This is a genomic window from Leptolyngbya sp. CALU 1928 (assembly GCF_056784215.1).
The window spans coordinates 41,210-56,744 of the sequence record NZ_JBXBCE010000004.1 but is presented as its reverse complement, the minus strand read 5'-3'; the positions used below and the strand labels follow the sequence as shown (position 1 = coordinate 56,744).

Genomic DNA, 15,535 nt, shown 5'->3' with positions numbered 1-15,535 from the left:
CGGAGCAAGTACCGCACACAAATATTGCTTTACTGTTTTATAACTGATTAGTTATAATATGAAGGTGAAGTCACAAAAGACTGAGATCGCCTTGGAAGTCGCTACTTGCATCATTGCAACAAGGCTTTTGCAATCCGCTTCAATATTGGAGATTTCAGCTATGAGAACGAATGTGGGTTCTACCGATCGCCTGATCCGCTTACTGTTCGCTTCGGTGCTGTTTTATTTGGGACTGTTTCTCTACAGCGGTTCGACCCTGGGCATCGGACTGGTCGTTGTCGGTAGCGTCTTACTGGTGACGGCGCTGGTCGGCTTTTGCGGTCTTTATCGCCTCCTGGGCATTCATACCAGCCAGCCCAATGAGCAGCTTTAAAGGGATGCACACATCAACACTTAAGGAGATCCTTCATGGACAGTAATCTTCCGATCGAAAGTCCATCCCTATCCCGGCGGCAACTCCTCAACTTTATTACTGGAGCTACTGTTGCCGCCACCGCAGGTTCTGCGCTCTACGCGGCTGGCAAATTCTTCATTCCTCCAGTCGAAAAAACAGGGGCAGGAGGAGCCATCATTGCTAAAGATGTGTTGGGTAATCCCATCCCAGCCACGCAAATTCTGGCAGAGGAGCCAGGAAGCCGCGCGCTGGTTGCAGGTCTGAGCGGTGAACCCACATACTTAATCGTTAAGGACGATCACACCCTGGACAGCATTGGGATACTGGATAACTGCACCCATTTGGGCTGCACCTTTCCCTGGAATCCGATGGATCAACAGTTCCAATGCCCCTGTCACGGTTCTCGCTATGCACCAGATGGAACCGTAGTCCGGGGACCAGCTCCCCTCCCGCTCAAAATCTTCCATGTTGCCGTCATCGACAATACCATTTTGATCTCACCCTGGACAGAAACCGATCCACGGACTGGGGAAAAGCCCTGGTGGGTCTAACAATGCCGCATCATCCATCAACCCTCTCAAGCTCAACTCATCAGAACGCTCATGAAAATTGCAGTGTCTAGCCAAAACCAGACCCATGTGACTGCTCACCTCGGACGCTGCCAGAAATTCTGGATCTATGACGTGGACGACACCACCGTCCAAAACAAGCAGGTGTTACAACTCACCAAAGACCAGAGCTTTCATGAGAGTTCCCCCAAAGACTCTCACCCGCTGGATAGCGTGCAAGTTCTAATTAGCGGCAGTATGGGACATGGATTAGCCCGCCGTTTGGAATCAAAGGGGATTAAGCCCACTATCACCCCTGAAACTGACCCGGATACAGCTGTAACGGCATATCTGGCAGGTTCCCTGGTAGTCAGCACACCAGAGGAACACGATCATGACCATGCAGCGGAACATGACCATGCAGCGGAACATGACCATGAGGGTGAGTGCGGGTGCAATCAGGAGAAAACCCCTCTGACTGCAAAATAATTAGGCGATCGCCCAACTTAGAAATACTGATTGTTGATTGATAACTTTATTGCATTACTCTGGGCTGTTTATCAATTCGCTTTCCCCACGGCTTTAGTGTGGAAATAGCAATGATGACAAAGAGAAAAGAGAGCTGAAGCAGTGAGCCAATGAGTACTCCTCTTGTGTCAAACAAGTAGAGCGGATTCTTAAACGCATTTAAGCCCTCGGTTAAGGCAATGGTTTCAGCCGTATTGCCCCACGGAAACAACCAGAAGGTGCCGAAAACCATCAATCCAGTCGTCAGAACCCACTTCGTGATCACCCAATAGAACTTGAAAAAGCCGTAGTTGGTCTGCCAGCAGAGTATAGTTGCCGTAAGCACCGAGCCGATCGCCGCCGGAATCACAATCACATCATTCAGTAAATTAATGACTGAGTTGAGTGCAAAAAGAATGCTAGCGTTAGCCATATCTTTGTTTCTAAGCGCAATCAGAAACATGCTGAGAACGGTTCCAGTCCACAATGCTGCAAAGCCAATGTGAAACGATAAAATCCAGTTCTTTTGCTGAAGGCTCAGTCTAAAGGGCTTCTTTTGTTTTGGCGTTATGTCAGGTTTTTTTGATCCCTCTTCACCTATTTCGCGTGTTGTCATTGCATACTCCTTATACTTAGTAACATGAGCTACCTTGTCAAAAGGCAGCAAAATTGCCTCTGTAGATTGTTCTCATGTCATACGCTGAGTGTAGCGATCGCCTTCGATTGAAAGCTTGACCAGATTTGCTCAAACTGTGCCGATCTTGCCGAAATTCTTATTGAGATGCTCTAAATACCTTGGGCGATACACCAACATATTGGCGGAAGAGCCTAGTAAACGAACTGTGATTGCTTAAACCAACTGCAAAAGCGATTTCAGTGATGGTCAGTTTAGTTGTTAGTAATAATTGCTTGGCACGCTCAATGCGACGCTGAGTTAAATACTGATAGGGAGCCACTCCCATTGCTTGCTTGAATAGACGGCAGAAATGATATTGACTTAAACTCAGTACGTCAGCAATATCTTCTAGAGCAATATCTTGATCGATGTGGTTGTGGATATAATCGAACACTCCTTGCAACTGAGACTCAGACAAACGACCTTTATCATCAGAAGATGAGTGAGGTTGCCAAGCTGAATACTGCTTGAGGAGATGAATCACTAGCCCAGTTGCTAAAGATTCACCAAACATTCTGCCTGTGGGATGTTTAGCCTCAACGTCTGCTTTCAAAGCTAGTCCAACTTGCTGCACTAACGGATCGTTAATCCCAAGGTGTGGAATGAGTTCGACCCGCTTAACGTGGACTGACTGATGCACGACCTGTTCAAAAAACCTGGAAGAAAATCCTAGCAAAGAGAATTCACCTGCCTGCTGCCAGTTTGATGCATAGCGCCTGCCAGCAGGGACAAACAGCATCTCACCCGGTTTGCAATAACAGTGCTGAACTTGACCATCTAACCGATGCTGGGACTCAACCGGGTGTCCACCACGCCCAATAATACCGATGATGTGCTGCCTCCATTGATGCTCTGGGCTTTCATAAGCGGGATGATCATAATGGTGAAAGAAGATGCCCTGCCACCCCGACTGATCGCTTGACAAAACGGGATAATCCGCAAGTGCAGGGTGAGTTTGTTGAGTCATATCAACTTGTGGCAGTTTACCTGCTGTGGGCATGATAGGAGAGGCACAACTTGTTAATTTCTATAGTTTAGTGCAGGAATTGATGCAAGGAGGGCTTGTTAAGCTCCCTCATACCGCGATCGCCAATTTTCAGCCCTGCTGTCTTTGCCAGCCTCGTTTTAGGACGTACTTCAATGCCTAAAATCATTAATTCAGCGGTATGAGTGGCTTCTGATTTGGTCAGAACATCAATCCCACCATTAGAATTGGGTTTGAATTCAGCGACGCTATCACCTAGACAAAGAGTGACATTGTGCGATCTCAAGCGTTTATGGACAGGCACAACCATCTCTGGGTCAAGGGGTGGCATCATCTAAAATTGCGCTTCAATGAGCGTGACTGCAATCCCACGGTGCACCAAATTTTCTGCCATTTCTAACCCGATGAATCCGCCGCCCACCACCACGGCTTGTTTCACCTGATGCGCTGCAATCCATTCTCGAATGCGACGGCTATCAGGAATCGTGCGTATGGCAAAAATTCCGGCTAAATCAATTCCTGGCAAGGGTGGACGAATCGGAGCCGCGCCTGGAGCAATACCAGTGCATCATAGGACTCCTGATACACCTCGTCCGTCTGGCGATTCTTGACGGTAATTTGAGCCGCATCGAGATCGATCGCAACCACTTCATTCTCCAGTCGCACACCAATGTTAAATCGCTACCAAAACAGGTCTCATTAGCAACCAGCATCTTTTTCTCATCCGTAATCATATCGCCCGCATAATAGGGCAGATCACAGTTGGCAGACGAGATAAACGAACCTCGCTCAAACAGGATAATTTCAGCAGTTTCCGAAAAGCGACGGGCACGGGTGGCACAGGATGAACCTCCGGCAACTCCGCCGACGATCAGGATGCGTTTGCGGTCTGTGATCATTACTTTATCTCTCCATCAAGCTTGAACTGGGTATCCGGCTTTTATCCACGCACCGATTCCACCCTCTAAATGAGCTATTTCTGAACGTCCAGCATTCAATAGCTTTTGGGATGCAATAGTTGATCGCTGTCCTGAACGGCAATAAAGTACGATTTTCTGATTTTGGGACTGAGGAATTTGCTTGGGATCAAACGTAGACAGAGGCATCAGAGTTGCTTCGGGAATATGACCTGTGGCGTACTCGTTCGCTTCCCGCACGTCTACTAGAACGACTGTTTGTTGGTCTAACCACTGTTTCAGAGTTTGCGTATCAATCGTCTGTAAGGTGTTGGTTTGCAAAGATTGGGAACGGTTGAAGCCGAAAAAATTCATGTTAGGGTTTCCTTTGGGTTTAGCAGAAATTATGGCAAGAGAGCAAATCATCTCGCGCTCATACTCAATCTACTTACTATACTACTATATAGTAATACAATTTATAGGTTAAAGTAGTAAGCTAGTTGAAGTCTATTCCCATACATATGCCCCTACCGCCTTCTGCCTTGGCTCCAGTTGCCGATTACTTTAAAGTGCTGTCCGAACTCAGTCGTTTGCAAGTGCTGTGTTCACTGAAGTCAGGCTCGAAGAATGTCACCGAGATTATGGAAGAAACCGGATTGGGGCAAGCGAATGTCTCGAAGCACTTGAAGATTCTCGCGCAGGCAGGGATTGTCTCCCGCACACCTCAAGGAGTCAGTGTCTACTATGAGATTGCCGAACCGTTCATCTTTGACCTCTGTGAATTAGTGGGTGATCGTCTCTCGGTGCGACTGAAAGAACAGTCTCAGCAACTCAAGCCATTGGAAGGCTTGCGGCAAGCCGAGCCTGTGGGTGCAAGCAGCAAAAACTCCAAGGCAAGAGCAAAAAAGTAAAGGGATTTACTTGGGGTGATTGAAGCGAACGTATCACCAGGTGCAATTAGAACTAATCCGAAGCTTGATAGTACAATTCGCCAACAACATCCAATGCTACTCAACCCCCTAAACCAATCTTTTTCCTCGACTTAATGAGTTGCTCTGGTGGCGGCTTCTATATTTCCCTCAACGATTGGTAGATTGGCATAAATAGTCTAGACATGGATGTAGTGGCATGTCCTAATTGGTCTAAATACTCTATTGTTTAACTGCGCTTGCCTAATTTAGCAAAGCACTTTTTTCATAATAGCCTTCATAACAATACCAATTCTCATCAGCCAACCACACCTGATAGTAAAACTATTTATCTTTTCTCTATCTTGTGGTCAGAACAAACGCTGATTTGGGTCAATCTTCCTCACTATTAGTAAAGCTTTAATACATTTTAATTCAATTCAAACAATTCAAACGTTTGCATATACACGATTTCAATTGTCCCCACGTTACATTCACGTTAGGGTTGATCGCAATCCATCTTTATTATCTTATTTAGATGTAAACCTTTCTAACCTAATCTCAATCAATTGATGGATGTCACAATCGCATTAAATGTGTCAGGTTAATGGAGCACTCAATTTTATCTCTACATAAATTCGCTCGCAGTCGATACGAGTCGAGCTACAAAATTGGGTGACTAAAAGATTAAAACTTACTTCGGAACCATCGCTTCAATCATCATTCCTACAGTTCTTAAACAATGCAAGAGTTGACAAGTACTTAATTCTTTAGCTCAATCTGATGAAGCTGCACACGTTCAGTATTAGGTAAAAAAATGGTTTCATTGCAATCGCGACCTACACTAGATATTTTTCAGTTTCTATTCCCGATTTTTCACAACTTAAAGCAAAAAGTTTATGACTCAACACTTTGGGTTTGCGATCGCGGCAGCTCTCAGCCCTTTGGCATTGAACTGCAAGAGACCGAAACGCTGTTGATTTTGAAGATTCAGTTTCATCATTCTAGAGGTAGCCTCGATCTACAAGTTACTCCAGAAACTGTCTTGGTTAGAGGCGATCGCCGAGACCCTCTCGAAGACCAAAATGACTCAGAGACAGAATTTTCGGTTGCTCCGTTCCAAAGTTTGATCCCATTGTCTAGCTCCATTCAGCCTCAGACTGCCATTGCTGAGTTAAGCGATACAACCCTAACGCTGACAATGATGAAGTCAACTGAACCTCAGCGAACCGCCAAAATTAGAGTGGGCGATCGCGCTCAACCGTTACCCTATGCCATGGCAATCAGTGCAGAATCAATACCCGCTTTAGCTGAGTTTTATTAAGTGGAGCCTATGCAAAATTGTCCTTGTTGCTCCGACAAACTCCTCCGACACATCCAGGGTGAATCTATCCACTGGTTTTGTCAAAGTTGTCGGCAAGAAATGCCAGTTCTCAAACCAAAAGCTGGACAAGTAGAAAGGTCTTGCTTACATTCCTTCCTCAACAAAAGTCTTTCCAATGCGATCTCTAAGTCAGGTTTAACACACTACAGGTATCTCTAATGAATTCATTTTCACTGCATCAACCAACAGTATCTTGGTGGGTAGAAGTCAATACCTCTGGCCCCCCGCAAACTTATCACCTGGGTCCTTTCAATAGTCAAGAAGAGGCAAAGCTTTCTAGAGGCGCTCATGTTGATGCTTTGTATTACAAGGAAGCGAGAGACATTGTTGCCCTGCTCAAGCAGCGTTAGCCTCACAAGTTTTCAATAAAAAGCACTCAATAAATCTTTAATGCTGGTTAAGTGAGCGATCGCTCCAGCGCTACTTCAAGCCGAATTTTAGGTTTTGTACCGGAGTTCATCACCTTTTTATCAAGACTATCAATCGACTGAATCTTTAGGAGAATGAGCATGTTAGATATTGATGAAATGAGTTCAAAAGAAATATACGAACTGCTACACCAAGTAGGATACGGTCATCTTGGCTTCATCCACCAAGGTAAACCGTGCGTGATGCCAATGCGTTATTACCTCGAAAATGCGGATATTTACTTGTTTACAACCGAGGGGATGAAGACTCATGACATCGACGCGAGTCCAGAAATTTGTCTACAAGTTGAAGATATTCACGATCCGCCTCATTGGCGCAGCGTCATTGTAAATGGTCGAGCCGATCGCCTCACCGAGCAGCCAGATATTGACCATGCTAGGCAATTCATCCAAGAGCGTAATCCTACCCTTTCGCCTGCAATCAATCGCACTTGGACTGACTCATGGGGACGCGCAGAGGTCGTGGCAATCTATCGCCTCCATCCGAGTGAGATGAGCGGACGCACAACTGATGGAGTCAGCAGTCAGTCCGAACCGGAGGAGAGCGTTTAAGTCGCTGTATAGGGCTTTGAATCAACAGCGATAGCGAATATTCCACTTCAAAAAAATCCGTCAGGCTTGCAAGCTGAGCCGAAGCGATCGCACGGGTTGCAAATCATTTCTGCATGTGCAGATCGCCAAAAGCGAGGCTTTCAAATAACAACTAACGGACAAAAACATGAAAAATACTATTGATAAAACTGATGTGGAACTACAGAATGATGTGCTTTCTGAACTTAAATATGAGCCAAGCGTAGAGGTCACAGAGATCGGTGTCTTGGTGAAAGATGGAACGGTGACACTCAGCGGCTACGCTACCAGCTACGGCGAGAAACGGGTAGCTGTGCAGGCGGTTAAACGGGTTTCTGGGGTAAAAGCGATCGCGGACGACATCGAAGTCAAACTGCCGGGTTCACTGCACCGCACAGACGGAGACATCGCCGCCGCTGCTGCCCATCAAATCAACAGCTCCATGATCATTCCAACAGGAGCCGTTGAGGTAACCGTCCGTGAAGCCTGGATTACGCTAAGCGGTGAGGTGGAATGGTGGTATCAAATGAACTTTGCTGAACAGGTTGTGCAACACTTGCCAGGGGTCAAAGGGGTATCTAATCTGATCTCGATCAAAACTAAACTGACGGCAATAGGAGTCGAAACGGACATTACATCGGCGTTCAAACGCAATGCTGTAGTGGATGCCAACAAAATCAAAGTGGAGATTCTCGAAAACAAAGTGGTGCTCCGTGGCGAAGTTCGGAACCATACTGAGCGAGAGGAAGCCGAACGAGTCGCTTGGGCTGCGCCGGGAGTGTCTTCAGTGGAGAATCATCTGATAGTGAGGTGGCTTAGTTTCGCCGAGTAGCGCTAGATTTGCTGCTTTCAACGTGACTATTTCAGTATTCAGCTTTTTTACCAGTTTTTTACAAGGAGTCTTATGGCAAGTAAAATTGATATCAACAAATCTGTGTCGCGTGAGCGCTGGGGCGAGTTCTTTGATCAGTTTTCTGATGGGAATCGGGGGCGGCATATTGCGATCGAAAGTATCAGTGCAGAACTCGGTGATGAAGAACTGATTCAGAACGCCCCTTTGATGGCAATGGTTTACGATCGCCCCGGCAAAGGTAATGATCTGGTGATTGAAGTGGGTAAAGAGGAAGTGACCTATGCCCACACAATTGATTCACCCACTGAAGTTTTAACGGGACAGAACGAAGTGGGTCAGGTGATAGCGCTTTGGATCACGGATGCTGCTGGAACAAAAACGTTGGTCAAGCTGGAAGCCAGTTGAGCGCGAACAACAGACTCATAGAAGGTGAATTTATGCATAAGAAGTTTTTGATTTATGGCTTGGTTGGGCTACTTAGTAGTAGCACTATTTTCGGCTTTATTCTTGGCAATAACAGCCAGGGTCAAGCATTACCAACATCAGAAAAGCCTCAACAATTCAGATCGGTCCGAGTTGATCAGCATTTTATCGAGATGATGATCCCGCATCACCGGGATGCGATCGTCATGGCTGACCTTGTGCTAAGTCGTGCCAAACGCCCCGAAGTGAAGCAACTTGCTGAAGCGATTAAAAAAGACCAAAATCGTGAAATTCAAGCGATGCGTACCTGGTACAAACAGTGGTACGGCAAAGCAGTGCCTGCACATTCAATGACTGACATGGGCATGATGGAAAACCACCATAACCAAGGACAAGGCGCGGGTGCAGGCATGATGGGTCAGGGTCAGGGCATGATGAGTACGGCAACCGACCTCAATGCGCTCAAGCAAGCCCCAGACTTTGACAAGGAATTTGTGCGGCAAATGATTCCCCATCATCAAATGGCAGTGATGATGGCTCAGATGGCATTGGGACGTGCTGCTCGTCCAGAGATTCGTACTTTGGCGCAGTCAATCATCAAATCTCAGAACGCTGAAATTGCACAGATGCAAGAATGGCAACAAGCCTGGAATCGGTAATCTAAGCTTGTCCAGCAGAATCAGCGCTCTTCAAGTTCAAAACCTGGATAAGCAACAGAATACCTTTGGTGAAGGAGCCAGTGATGTCTAAACCACCGCTTGAAGGTAAATGGCATTGATTCACTCACTCGTTGAGTGCGAGCAAAAGCTGCCGCGAACCGAACGCTTTTTATTACTGGCTGCGTTGATCAGCCCCCTTTGGTTGGGTACTACATTGGGCTACTGGGGCTTGCGCGGACAAGCGGATCTTCCCAAACTGATTGCGCTTGCCTTTACAACAGGCACCTTAATCACGACGATCGTGGAAGAAATTCTGCCGGAAGCACACCAAACTCAGGATACCAACGGATCTACCTTGACCTTTATCGGGAGCTTTGCGCTTTCCATGCTGTTCTCATCTTCTTTAGCATAGCTTTTTAACGTTTGAGCTTAAAGGTTGCGGATTATGAAACGGAAAAAATTTATCAGCATTGTGAGTGGGACAGCGGTTGCCACTGGGGCAACCGCTTATTGGTTGAGCGATCGAACCAATCTGGTCAGAGCAGATCTTAAACCAACCGACACTAGCAGCACCAAACTCAAACCAGACGAAAAAGAGATTTTGTTGCTTGCTTCACTCGCGCCGAGCGGTCACAACACACAGCCGTGGTTTGTGCAATTACTTGAACCGTATCACTGGATCATCTGCAACGATCGCCGTAAATGGTTGCCTGCCGTTGACCCGACGCAGCGAGAAACAATGCTGTCGCTCGGCGCGTTCCTGCAAAACCTGGATTATGCCGCCAACTCTTTTGGCTATATCTGCGATTGGACTTTACTCGCTGCGACCAATCAAGATGAGCGAGTCATGGAAGTCAAACTCATTAAAGAAGCGTCGAAAAATGCGTTTGATATCACCAAAATTCAAAACCGTCGTACTGTTCGGGCTAGTTTTGCAAGTGATGTGCTAAAAAAAGACGATCTTAACCATCTGGTTAATGCAGAACCAGAATTTATCCATTATTTGCCTGTCACCAGCAAAGAGAGTCAATGGATCAATGAACAAACCATTGAAGCCAACCGCTTGCAATCCTACCGCGACCCAGCACAGCAAGAGTTAGCCGACTGGATCAGATTCTCCAGTCAGGATGCTGATCAATATCGTGATGGGTTGACAACAGCAAGCATGGAAATAGAAGGGATTTCTGGCTGGGTAGTGCGGAATTTTTACGGCAAAGACAATGTGATGAAAAATGATTTTAGAGAGCGAGGCATTGATACCGTTAAACAGGAAGTATCGGCATCGGCAGGTTGGATTCTGATTACCAGCAAGGATACTTCGGTGGCGACATTGCTGGAAACGGGTAGACGAATGCAACGACTTTTTCTGAAAGTGAGAGAAAAAGGCATTGCCATCCATCCGATGACCCAAATATTGGAAGAAGCTTCAACTAAGCAACAGCTAAATCAAGCGATCGGGATCAATGAAAGTATTCAATTTATCTTGCGTACAGGCTATTTAAAAAATTATCCTGAACCCGTTTCACTTAGGCGACCCATTGACCGATTTATTCGTTCATGAAAACCGCCTAAAGATAAATTTTCTCTTGTTGTGAGGCTCTCAACAAATTAATCAAAACAATCTGTCATGAACAAACTAAAACTTTCTGGTCTATTACTCTTTCTTGCTGGTTCAATTGCTTTAATGGGCATCATCACTGCTGAAGTGTTTTACCCATCGGCATCTGGCTACACAACTTTTAACAGCGAAATCAGTGATCTGGGTGCAACAAAACCGCCCAACAGCTTAATCTATCAGCCATCTTCCAGCATTTTTAATATCACTATGTTTTCATCTGGCTTGATGGCTTTGACGGCAACATTGTTTCAGCATCGATATTTCAAAAAACTACTTTTCACTATTCCGCTTAGTCTGTTTAGTTTGGGTTTAGTGGGCATTGGATTCTTTGCTGGTGATAAAGTTCCGTATCATGGGATGTTCTCTTTGCTTGTGTTTATAGCGGGTGGAGTATCAGCTATTACGTCCTTTAAAGTCGTTTCTGCTCCATTTAGATTTATCGGCATTATCTTTGGAGCCATTTCACTAACAACATGGTGTGCTGTTGTGTTTGTCCCCAATATGATTGTTCCTTTTATTGGCTTGGGCGGCACAGAAAGATGGCTTGTTTATCCGATTGTGCTATGGATAACAGGCTTCGGCGGTTATTTGATGAATACAAGAACCAAAAACCTGATGACCAATGATGAAGAGAAGATTTCCTATCAGGAAGAACGGGTTATTTGAAGCATTATCCGTCGCGGTTTCACTATACCGATTCGTTGATTGATACGGAAATGGTTGGGAATTTATCATCGGTTATCTCATTTATACCTTTCTCACAGCTTCCTCATCTTTTTTCAATGTTATGAGGAATAGTCGTTATTCTTGCCGTTTACGAGGATGAAATCTATGAAATGGCACCAATTAGTTCTAGCTTTTATAACCACCGTTTGCATGATCTTTGCAGGCAATGCCCTGGCGCAGACCGATATCAATATCAATAATGCTAACCTCATTCGCTTTAGTGGCAGCATAACCGTACCAGAGAATCAAGTGGTCGAAAATGCCCTTGCGTTTGGCGGGAGTGTTACGGTTTCCCCTAACGCCAAAGTTGTGGACACTGCGATCACGTTTGGCGGAGATGTCATCCTGAAAAAAGGAGCGCGAGTAGAGGGTGATGCTTACTCCTTTGGCGGCAAAATTGTACAGGAACCGGGTGCGACTGTCAGTGGTGAACGCGCTACATTCAGCGATCGCCATGGCATGATGTATGGCTCCAATTCTCCAGAAGAGAGGCTAAGCCAACGAAGTCGAAGTAGCTTCTTCACTCAATATTTCCTCAGTGCCATTTTTAGAATCAGTGCCGCTGTAGTAGCTGCTATTCTTGGACTGATTATTTTGTATACCAGCCCACATTTTCTGCCAAGCTTGGCGAAAAAATTGCGTCAACACCTTGGTTTGACTGCTCTCTGGGGGATCGGAGCCACTATCGCCACTGTCTTTGTCAGTGTGTTTTTGGCGATTACGCTCATCGGTATTCCGCTGATTCCACTCCTGAGTCTGACTGTGATTGTCACCTCTCTAATCGGGTCATTAGGCGTGGCACTTTTTGTTGGTCAACGCCTAATCAGTACTGATAATTGGTCGTTACAGCAGCAGTTCTTAGTGGGTTTGGCAATCCTGACCGTTCTGACCCTGATTCCATTTTTCGGAGGGTTAGTCGTTTTTCTAGTCAATTTGTTCGGCTTGGGTGTCATCTTGCTGTGGAAATTTGGTACAGAAAAAACTGAAATGGTTACCGAGTGAGCAGGGCAGCATCAATGTTTATCATGATGATCCGCAACCCAGATCTGAAGTTGAATCAGCGATCCAGACTGAAAATCGTGAGGGCGATTCTCCAGAGAGGCTACGCGATCGCGCTGACATCGCTGCGGATTCTGGTGTTCATCTTGATTGTTCTGGCGATTCTGCCCGTCGCATTGCTGCCGATTAGCACCACTGTCCCCCCATCGATTCAGATTCTATTTGCAATGGCAGAGGTGGCACTACTGGTGGCGGTGTTTCGGCTTGGCTTTACCGTGCGTGTGATCCTTGCCAAGCTTGCCGGGTTTGTGGCGATCGCCCTCCTTGCCATTTTCGCCTCACAAGTATTCGCGTCTACACCGCCCATTCTTGATGCCAACGGCAAACCCATACCCAACAGCATCGCCGTACTGGAAACAGTGAAACTTGGCGGCTCCGAGGAATGGATCACAATTCGCGGCAAGGATGCGCGCAATCCAGTGCTGCTTTTTCTGGCGGGCGGTCCCGGTGGTAGCCAGCTCGTACTGGAGCAGCGCGCCCTCGCTGGGCTGGAAGATCGCTTTGTTGTCGTCAACTGGGATCAACCGGGGGCAGGCAAATCGTTCCATGCGATCGACCATGCCAAGTTAACCCCCGATCGCTACATCAGCGATGCCCACGCCTTAGTCTTGCACCTGCGCCAACGCTTTGGCAAAGAAAAAATCTATCTATCGGGACAGTCGTGGGGCAGCGCCCTGGGCATTATGGTGGTGCAACGTTACCCAGAACTGTTTCATGCGTTTATCGGCACGGGTCAAGTGGTGGCGTTTCTGGAGAACGAGCTGATCCGCTATGATTTGGCGCTGCGTTTGGCACAGGAACGTGGAGACCAGCAGCAAGGGGCAAAACTTAAGCAGCAGGGAGCACCGCCCTATTACGGCAACGATGTCTTGCCGAAGCTGCTGACCTACCTCAATGACCTGAACAAGTATAAGAATGAGCATCAGAATCTTGCGATCGCCAAACCGAAGTCCAACATCTTGTTTGACCTGCTGACGAGTTCCGAGTACGGATTGTACGACAAGGTGAATTTGTCTCGAGGGGAACTGGAAACAGTCGGCGTTGTCTTCCCGCAATTGTGGGGTGTGGACTTTCGCAAGCAAGCAACGCGCCTCAAAGTGCCTGTCTACTTTTTGATGGGTCGCCACGATGGCACCACGTCGCCGAAGCTGACCGAGGAGTATTTTAAGCTCCTGACTGCGCCCCACAAAGAATTGATTTGGTTTGAACATTCAGGTCACGGTCCTTGGATGAATGAGTCAGCCAAATTCATCAATGTGATGGTTAATAAGGTTCTGGCGTATATTCCAGCCACACCATGAGGTTTTGTGATTCAACAGAGATTCAATGCGGCAGTGATTCAATCGAAAACTCTGATTGGAAAAAGCTTATGCTTCAAATTCAACTTCGTCAGTGGGCGAAACATTCCCCTATCCGAGCCTTTGTGGGTCTAGCCTATCTCCTCTCTGGGGGCATAGGGCTGCCCACTGCATCGGCGACAGTGGTGAGTCCACCCATGCAAACACCTCAGATGACAACTGCCACAGTCGCTACGACAGTGACTAGTACACATCCTGATCCAACTTCTGTAACTGCCACGGTAGCTCTCCCGGACATCGGTTTCCAAGCTGACATGTACCTGAGCAAACTGGAGAAAGCGAGACTCTTTAGCGGGTCAGTGCTGATTGCCCGAAACGGCAAAGTTATTCTTAGCAAGGGGTACGGTGAGGCAGATCGCAAAAAGCACTGGGTGAACACGGCGCAAACAAAATTCCGCCTTGGCTCGCTGACGAAGCAGTTCACAGCAATGGCGATCCTCATCTTGCAGGCACAGGGCAAACTCAATGTTCACGATCGCATCTGCACTTACCTTTCAGCCTGTCCTAACCCATGGCAGAAGATCACGATTCATCAACTCTTGACTCATACCTCTGGCATCCCAGATTTTGCCCGCCTTCCAGATTACCCATCCACGATGGCATTGCCGTCATCGCCCACTGAAACAATCGCCCGGTTCAAAAACAAACCGTTAGATTTCCAGCCAGGGAAAAAATTTAGCTACAGCAACTCTGGCTACATTCTGCTCGGTGCCATCATCGAGCAGGCATCCGGTAAAAGTTATGAGGCATTCCTAAAGGAGCATATCTTTGTTCCGTTGCAGATGGTAAATTCGGGCTACGACCACAATAATGGTGATCTCGCTGTTGGCTATCGTGATCAGACAAACGTAGCTGATTTCGTTGATATGTCTATTCCCTACGCTGCTGGGGGATTGTACTCTACCGTGGAAGACCTCTACCGTTGGGATCAGGCATTGTATACAGATAAACTGATTCCGAAAAGCCTGCGAGACCAGATGTTCACTTCTTTCGGCGGCTTTGGTTATGGCTATGGTTGGGGTATTGGCAAGGAAGGCGATCGCCCAGTGGCTAGTCACGTTGGCGGCGTTCAAGGCTTCAGCAGCTCTATTACTCGCTACCCCAACGACAAGGTTGTCATCATCGTCTTGGGCAATCGGGAAGATGTAAATTCTGGAACGATTGGTGTTCAGCTTGCCAAGATGGTTTTTGGGGAGAGGTAAACAAGCGTGACTAAGTTGACGCTGATTAAAAGCATTCACACGTTGATCTGGATATTCTTCAATGTTGTGATTTCCTATATGCTGTATGCCGCGATCGCCAATAAACTCGATCTCTGGCTCTGGATTGGGTATGGATTTGTATTTTTAGAGGGGCTGATCCTCTTAACCTTTAAATCCCACTGCCCATTAAATCTGCTTGCCCGAAAATACTCAAATTCCCCAAAAGATAACTTTGATATTTATCTTCCCAGTTGGCTAGCCAAGCACACGAAGTTAATCTACACAGCTATCGTCGCGATTGCTTTCATCATCACCCTCTATCAAATCTTGAATTAGAAATG

At 46.7% G+C, this 15,535-nt stretch carries 21 protein-coding genes and 1 pseudogene; 17 read left to right on the top strand and 5 right to left on the bottom strand.

Translation table 11 applies throughout. The features are described from left to right. Window positions 1-160: 160 nt before the first annotated feature. Genes AC1S5B_RS19870 through AC1S5B_RS19860 form a run of 3 tightly spaced genes read left to right on the top strand, consistent with a single transcriptional unit; the run spans window position 161 to window position 1,431 of the window. Window positions 161-373 (top strand): YgaP family membrane protein, encoded by a 213-nt coding sequence (locus tag AC1S5B_RS19870; protein ID WP_482037428.1) that lies wholly within the window; start codon window positions 161-163, stop codon window positions 371-373. A 35-nt stretch (window positions 374-408) separates the two neighbouring features. Further along, on the top strand, window positions 409-945 hold the full coding sequence (gene petC, locus AC1S5B_RS19865) for a cytochrome b6-f complex iron-sulfur subunit (RefSeq protein WP_482037427.1): 537 nt from the start codon (window positions 409-411) through the stop codon (window positions 943-945). 51 nt (window positions 946-996) lie between these two features. Next, on the top strand, window positions 997-1,431 hold the full coding sequence (locus AC1S5B_RS19860) for a NifB/NifX family molybdenum-iron cluster-binding protein (protein WP_482037426.1): 435 nt from the start codon (window positions 997-999) through the stop codon (window positions 1,429-1,431). Between the two features lie 46 nt (window positions 1,432-1,477). Here the strand turns inward: AC1S5B_RS19860 and AC1S5B_RS19855 are convergent, their stop codons facing one another. The 5 genes and pseudogenes from AC1S5B_RS19855 to AC1S5B_RS19835 form a co-directional block, all read right to left on the bottom strand. Then, window positions 1,478-2,065 carry a hypothetical protein gene (locus AC1S5B_RS19855; RefSeq protein ID WP_482037425.1) on the bottom strand — a complete coding sequence of 196 codons (588 nt, stop codon included), beginning with the start codon at window positions 2,063-2,065 and terminating at the stop codon, window positions 1,478-1,480. Between the two features lie 157 nt (window positions 2,066-2,222). Beyond that, on the bottom strand, window positions 2,223-3,125 hold the full coding sequence (locus tag AC1S5B_RS19850; protein WP_482037424.1) for a helix-turn-helix transcriptional regulator: 903 nt from the start codon (window positions 3,123-3,125) through the stop codon (window positions 2,223-2,225). A gap of 34 nt (window positions 3,126-3,159) precedes the next feature. Beyond that, window positions 3,160-3,636, bottom strand: a pseudogene (locus AC1S5B_RS19845) (NAD(P)/FAD-dependent oxidoreductase). Next, window positions 3,618-3,776 carry a hypothetical protein gene (locus tag AC1S5B_RS19840; protein WP_482037423.1) on the bottom strand — a complete coding sequence of 53 codons (159 nt, stop codon included), beginning with the start codon at window positions 3,774-3,776 and terminating at the stop codon, window positions 3,618-3,620. The pseudogene AC1S5B_RS19845 and the gene AC1S5B_RS19840 overlap by 19 nt, the downstream one beginning before the upstream one ends. 248 nt (window positions 3,777-4,024) lie before the next feature. Further along, on the bottom strand, window positions 4,025-4,381 hold the full coding sequence (locus tag AC1S5B_RS19835; protein ID WP_482037422.1) for a rhodanese-like domain-containing protein: 357 nt from the start codon (window positions 4,379-4,381) through the stop codon (window positions 4,025-4,027). A gap of 146 nt (window positions 4,382-4,527) precedes the next feature. On the opposite strand from AC1S5B_RS19835, the gene AC1S5B_RS19830 reads away from it, so the two are divergent. The 14 genes from AC1S5B_RS19830 to AC1S5B_RS19765 all read left to right on the top strand — a co-directional run bounded on the left by AC1S5B_RS19830 (window position 4,528) and on the right by AC1S5B_RS19765 (window position 15,530). Then, entirely contained in the window at window positions 4,528-4,917 is a 390-nt protein-coding gene (locus AC1S5B_RS19830; protein ID WP_482037421.1) for an ArsR/SmtB family transcription factor, read from the top strand. An 814-nt stretch (window positions 4,918-5,731) separates the two neighbouring features. Beyond that, window positions 5,732-6,238 carry an Hsp20 family protein gene (locus AC1S5B_RS19825; protein WP_482037420.1) on the top strand — a complete coding sequence of 169 codons (507 nt, stop codon included), beginning with the start codon at window positions 5,732-5,734 and terminating at the stop codon, window positions 6,236-6,238. A 218-nt stretch (window positions 6,239-6,456) separates the two neighbouring features. Further along, entirely contained in the window at window positions 6,457-6,648 is a 192-nt protein-coding gene (locus AC1S5B_RS19820; protein ID WP_482037419.1) for a DUF1816 domain-containing protein, read from the top strand. A 159-nt stretch (window positions 6,649-6,807) separates the two neighbouring features. Continuing rightward, on the top strand, window positions 6,808-7,278 hold the full coding sequence (locus AC1S5B_RS19815; RefSeq protein WP_482037418.1) for a pyridoxamine 5'-phosphate oxidase family protein: 471 nt from the start codon (window positions 6,808-6,810) through the stop codon (window positions 7,276-7,278). A gap of 166 nt (window positions 7,279-7,444) precedes the next feature. Further along, the gene (locus AC1S5B_RS19810) at window positions 7,445-8,128 is read left to right on the top strand and encodes a BON domain-containing protein (RefSeq protein ID WP_482037417.1); all 684 of its coding nucleotides are present in this window, start codon (window positions 7,445-7,447) and stop codon (window positions 8,126-8,128) included. Between the two features lie 72 nt (window positions 8,129-8,200). Beyond that, on the top strand, window positions 8,201-8,554 hold the full coding sequence (locus AC1S5B_RS19805) for a DUF5335 family protein (protein ID WP_482037416.1): 354 nt from the start codon (window positions 8,201-8,203) through the stop codon (window positions 8,552-8,554). 32 nt (window positions 8,555-8,586) lie between these two features. Further along, the gene (locus tag AC1S5B_RS19800) at window positions 8,587-9,231 is read left to right on the top strand and encodes a DUF305 domain-containing protein (protein WP_482037415.1); all 645 of its coding nucleotides are present in this window, start codon (window positions 8,587-8,589) and stop codon (window positions 9,229-9,231) included. A gap of 109 nt (window positions 9,232-9,340) precedes the next feature. Then, a complete protein-coding gene (locus AC1S5B_RS19795; RefSeq protein WP_482037414.1) occupies window positions 9,341-9,643 on the top strand; it encodes a hypothetical protein in 303 nt (100 codons plus the stop codon). A 33-nt stretch (window positions 9,644-9,676) separates the two neighbouring features. Further along, window positions 9,677-10,792, top strand: coding sequence for an Acg family FMN-binding oxidoreductase (locus tag AC1S5B_RS19790; protein ID WP_482037413.1), 1,116 nt, complete (start codon window positions 9,677-9,679; stop codon window positions 10,790-10,792). 66 nt (window positions 10,793-10,858) lie between these two features. Further along, the gene (locus AC1S5B_RS19785) at window positions 10,859-11,515 is read left to right on the top strand and encodes a DUF998 domain-containing protein (protein ID WP_482037412.1); all 657 of its coding nucleotides are present in this window, start codon (window positions 10,859-10,861) and stop codon (window positions 11,513-11,515) included. Window positions 11,516-11,680: 165 nt separating this feature from the next. Then, window positions 11,681-12,577: a DUF8173 domain-containing protein gene (locus AC1S5B_RS19780; RefSeq protein WP_482037411.1), complete on the top strand. Its 897-nt coding sequence runs from the start codon at window positions 11,681-11,683 to the stop codon at window positions 12,575-12,577. Window positions 12,578-12,591: 14 nt separating this feature from the next. Continuing rightward, complete coding sequence (locus tag AC1S5B_RS19775) at window positions 12,592-13,935, top strand: alpha/beta fold hydrolase (RefSeq protein ID WP_482037410.1); 1,344 nt, start codon at window positions 12,592-12,594, stop codon at window positions 13,933-13,935. A gap of 68 nt (window positions 13,936-14,003) precedes the next feature. Further along, complete coding sequence (locus AC1S5B_RS19770) at window positions 14,004-15,194, top strand: serine hydrolase domain-containing protein (protein ID WP_482037409.1); 1,191 nt, start codon at window positions 14,004-14,006, stop codon at window positions 15,192-15,194. A gap of 6 nt (window positions 15,195-15,200) precedes the next feature. Beyond that, on the top strand, window positions 15,201-15,530 hold the full coding sequence (locus AC1S5B_RS19765) for a hypothetical protein (protein ID WP_482037408.1): 330 nt from the start codon (window positions 15,201-15,203) through the stop codon (window positions 15,528-15,530). Window positions 15,531-15,535: the final 5 nt, after the last annotated feature.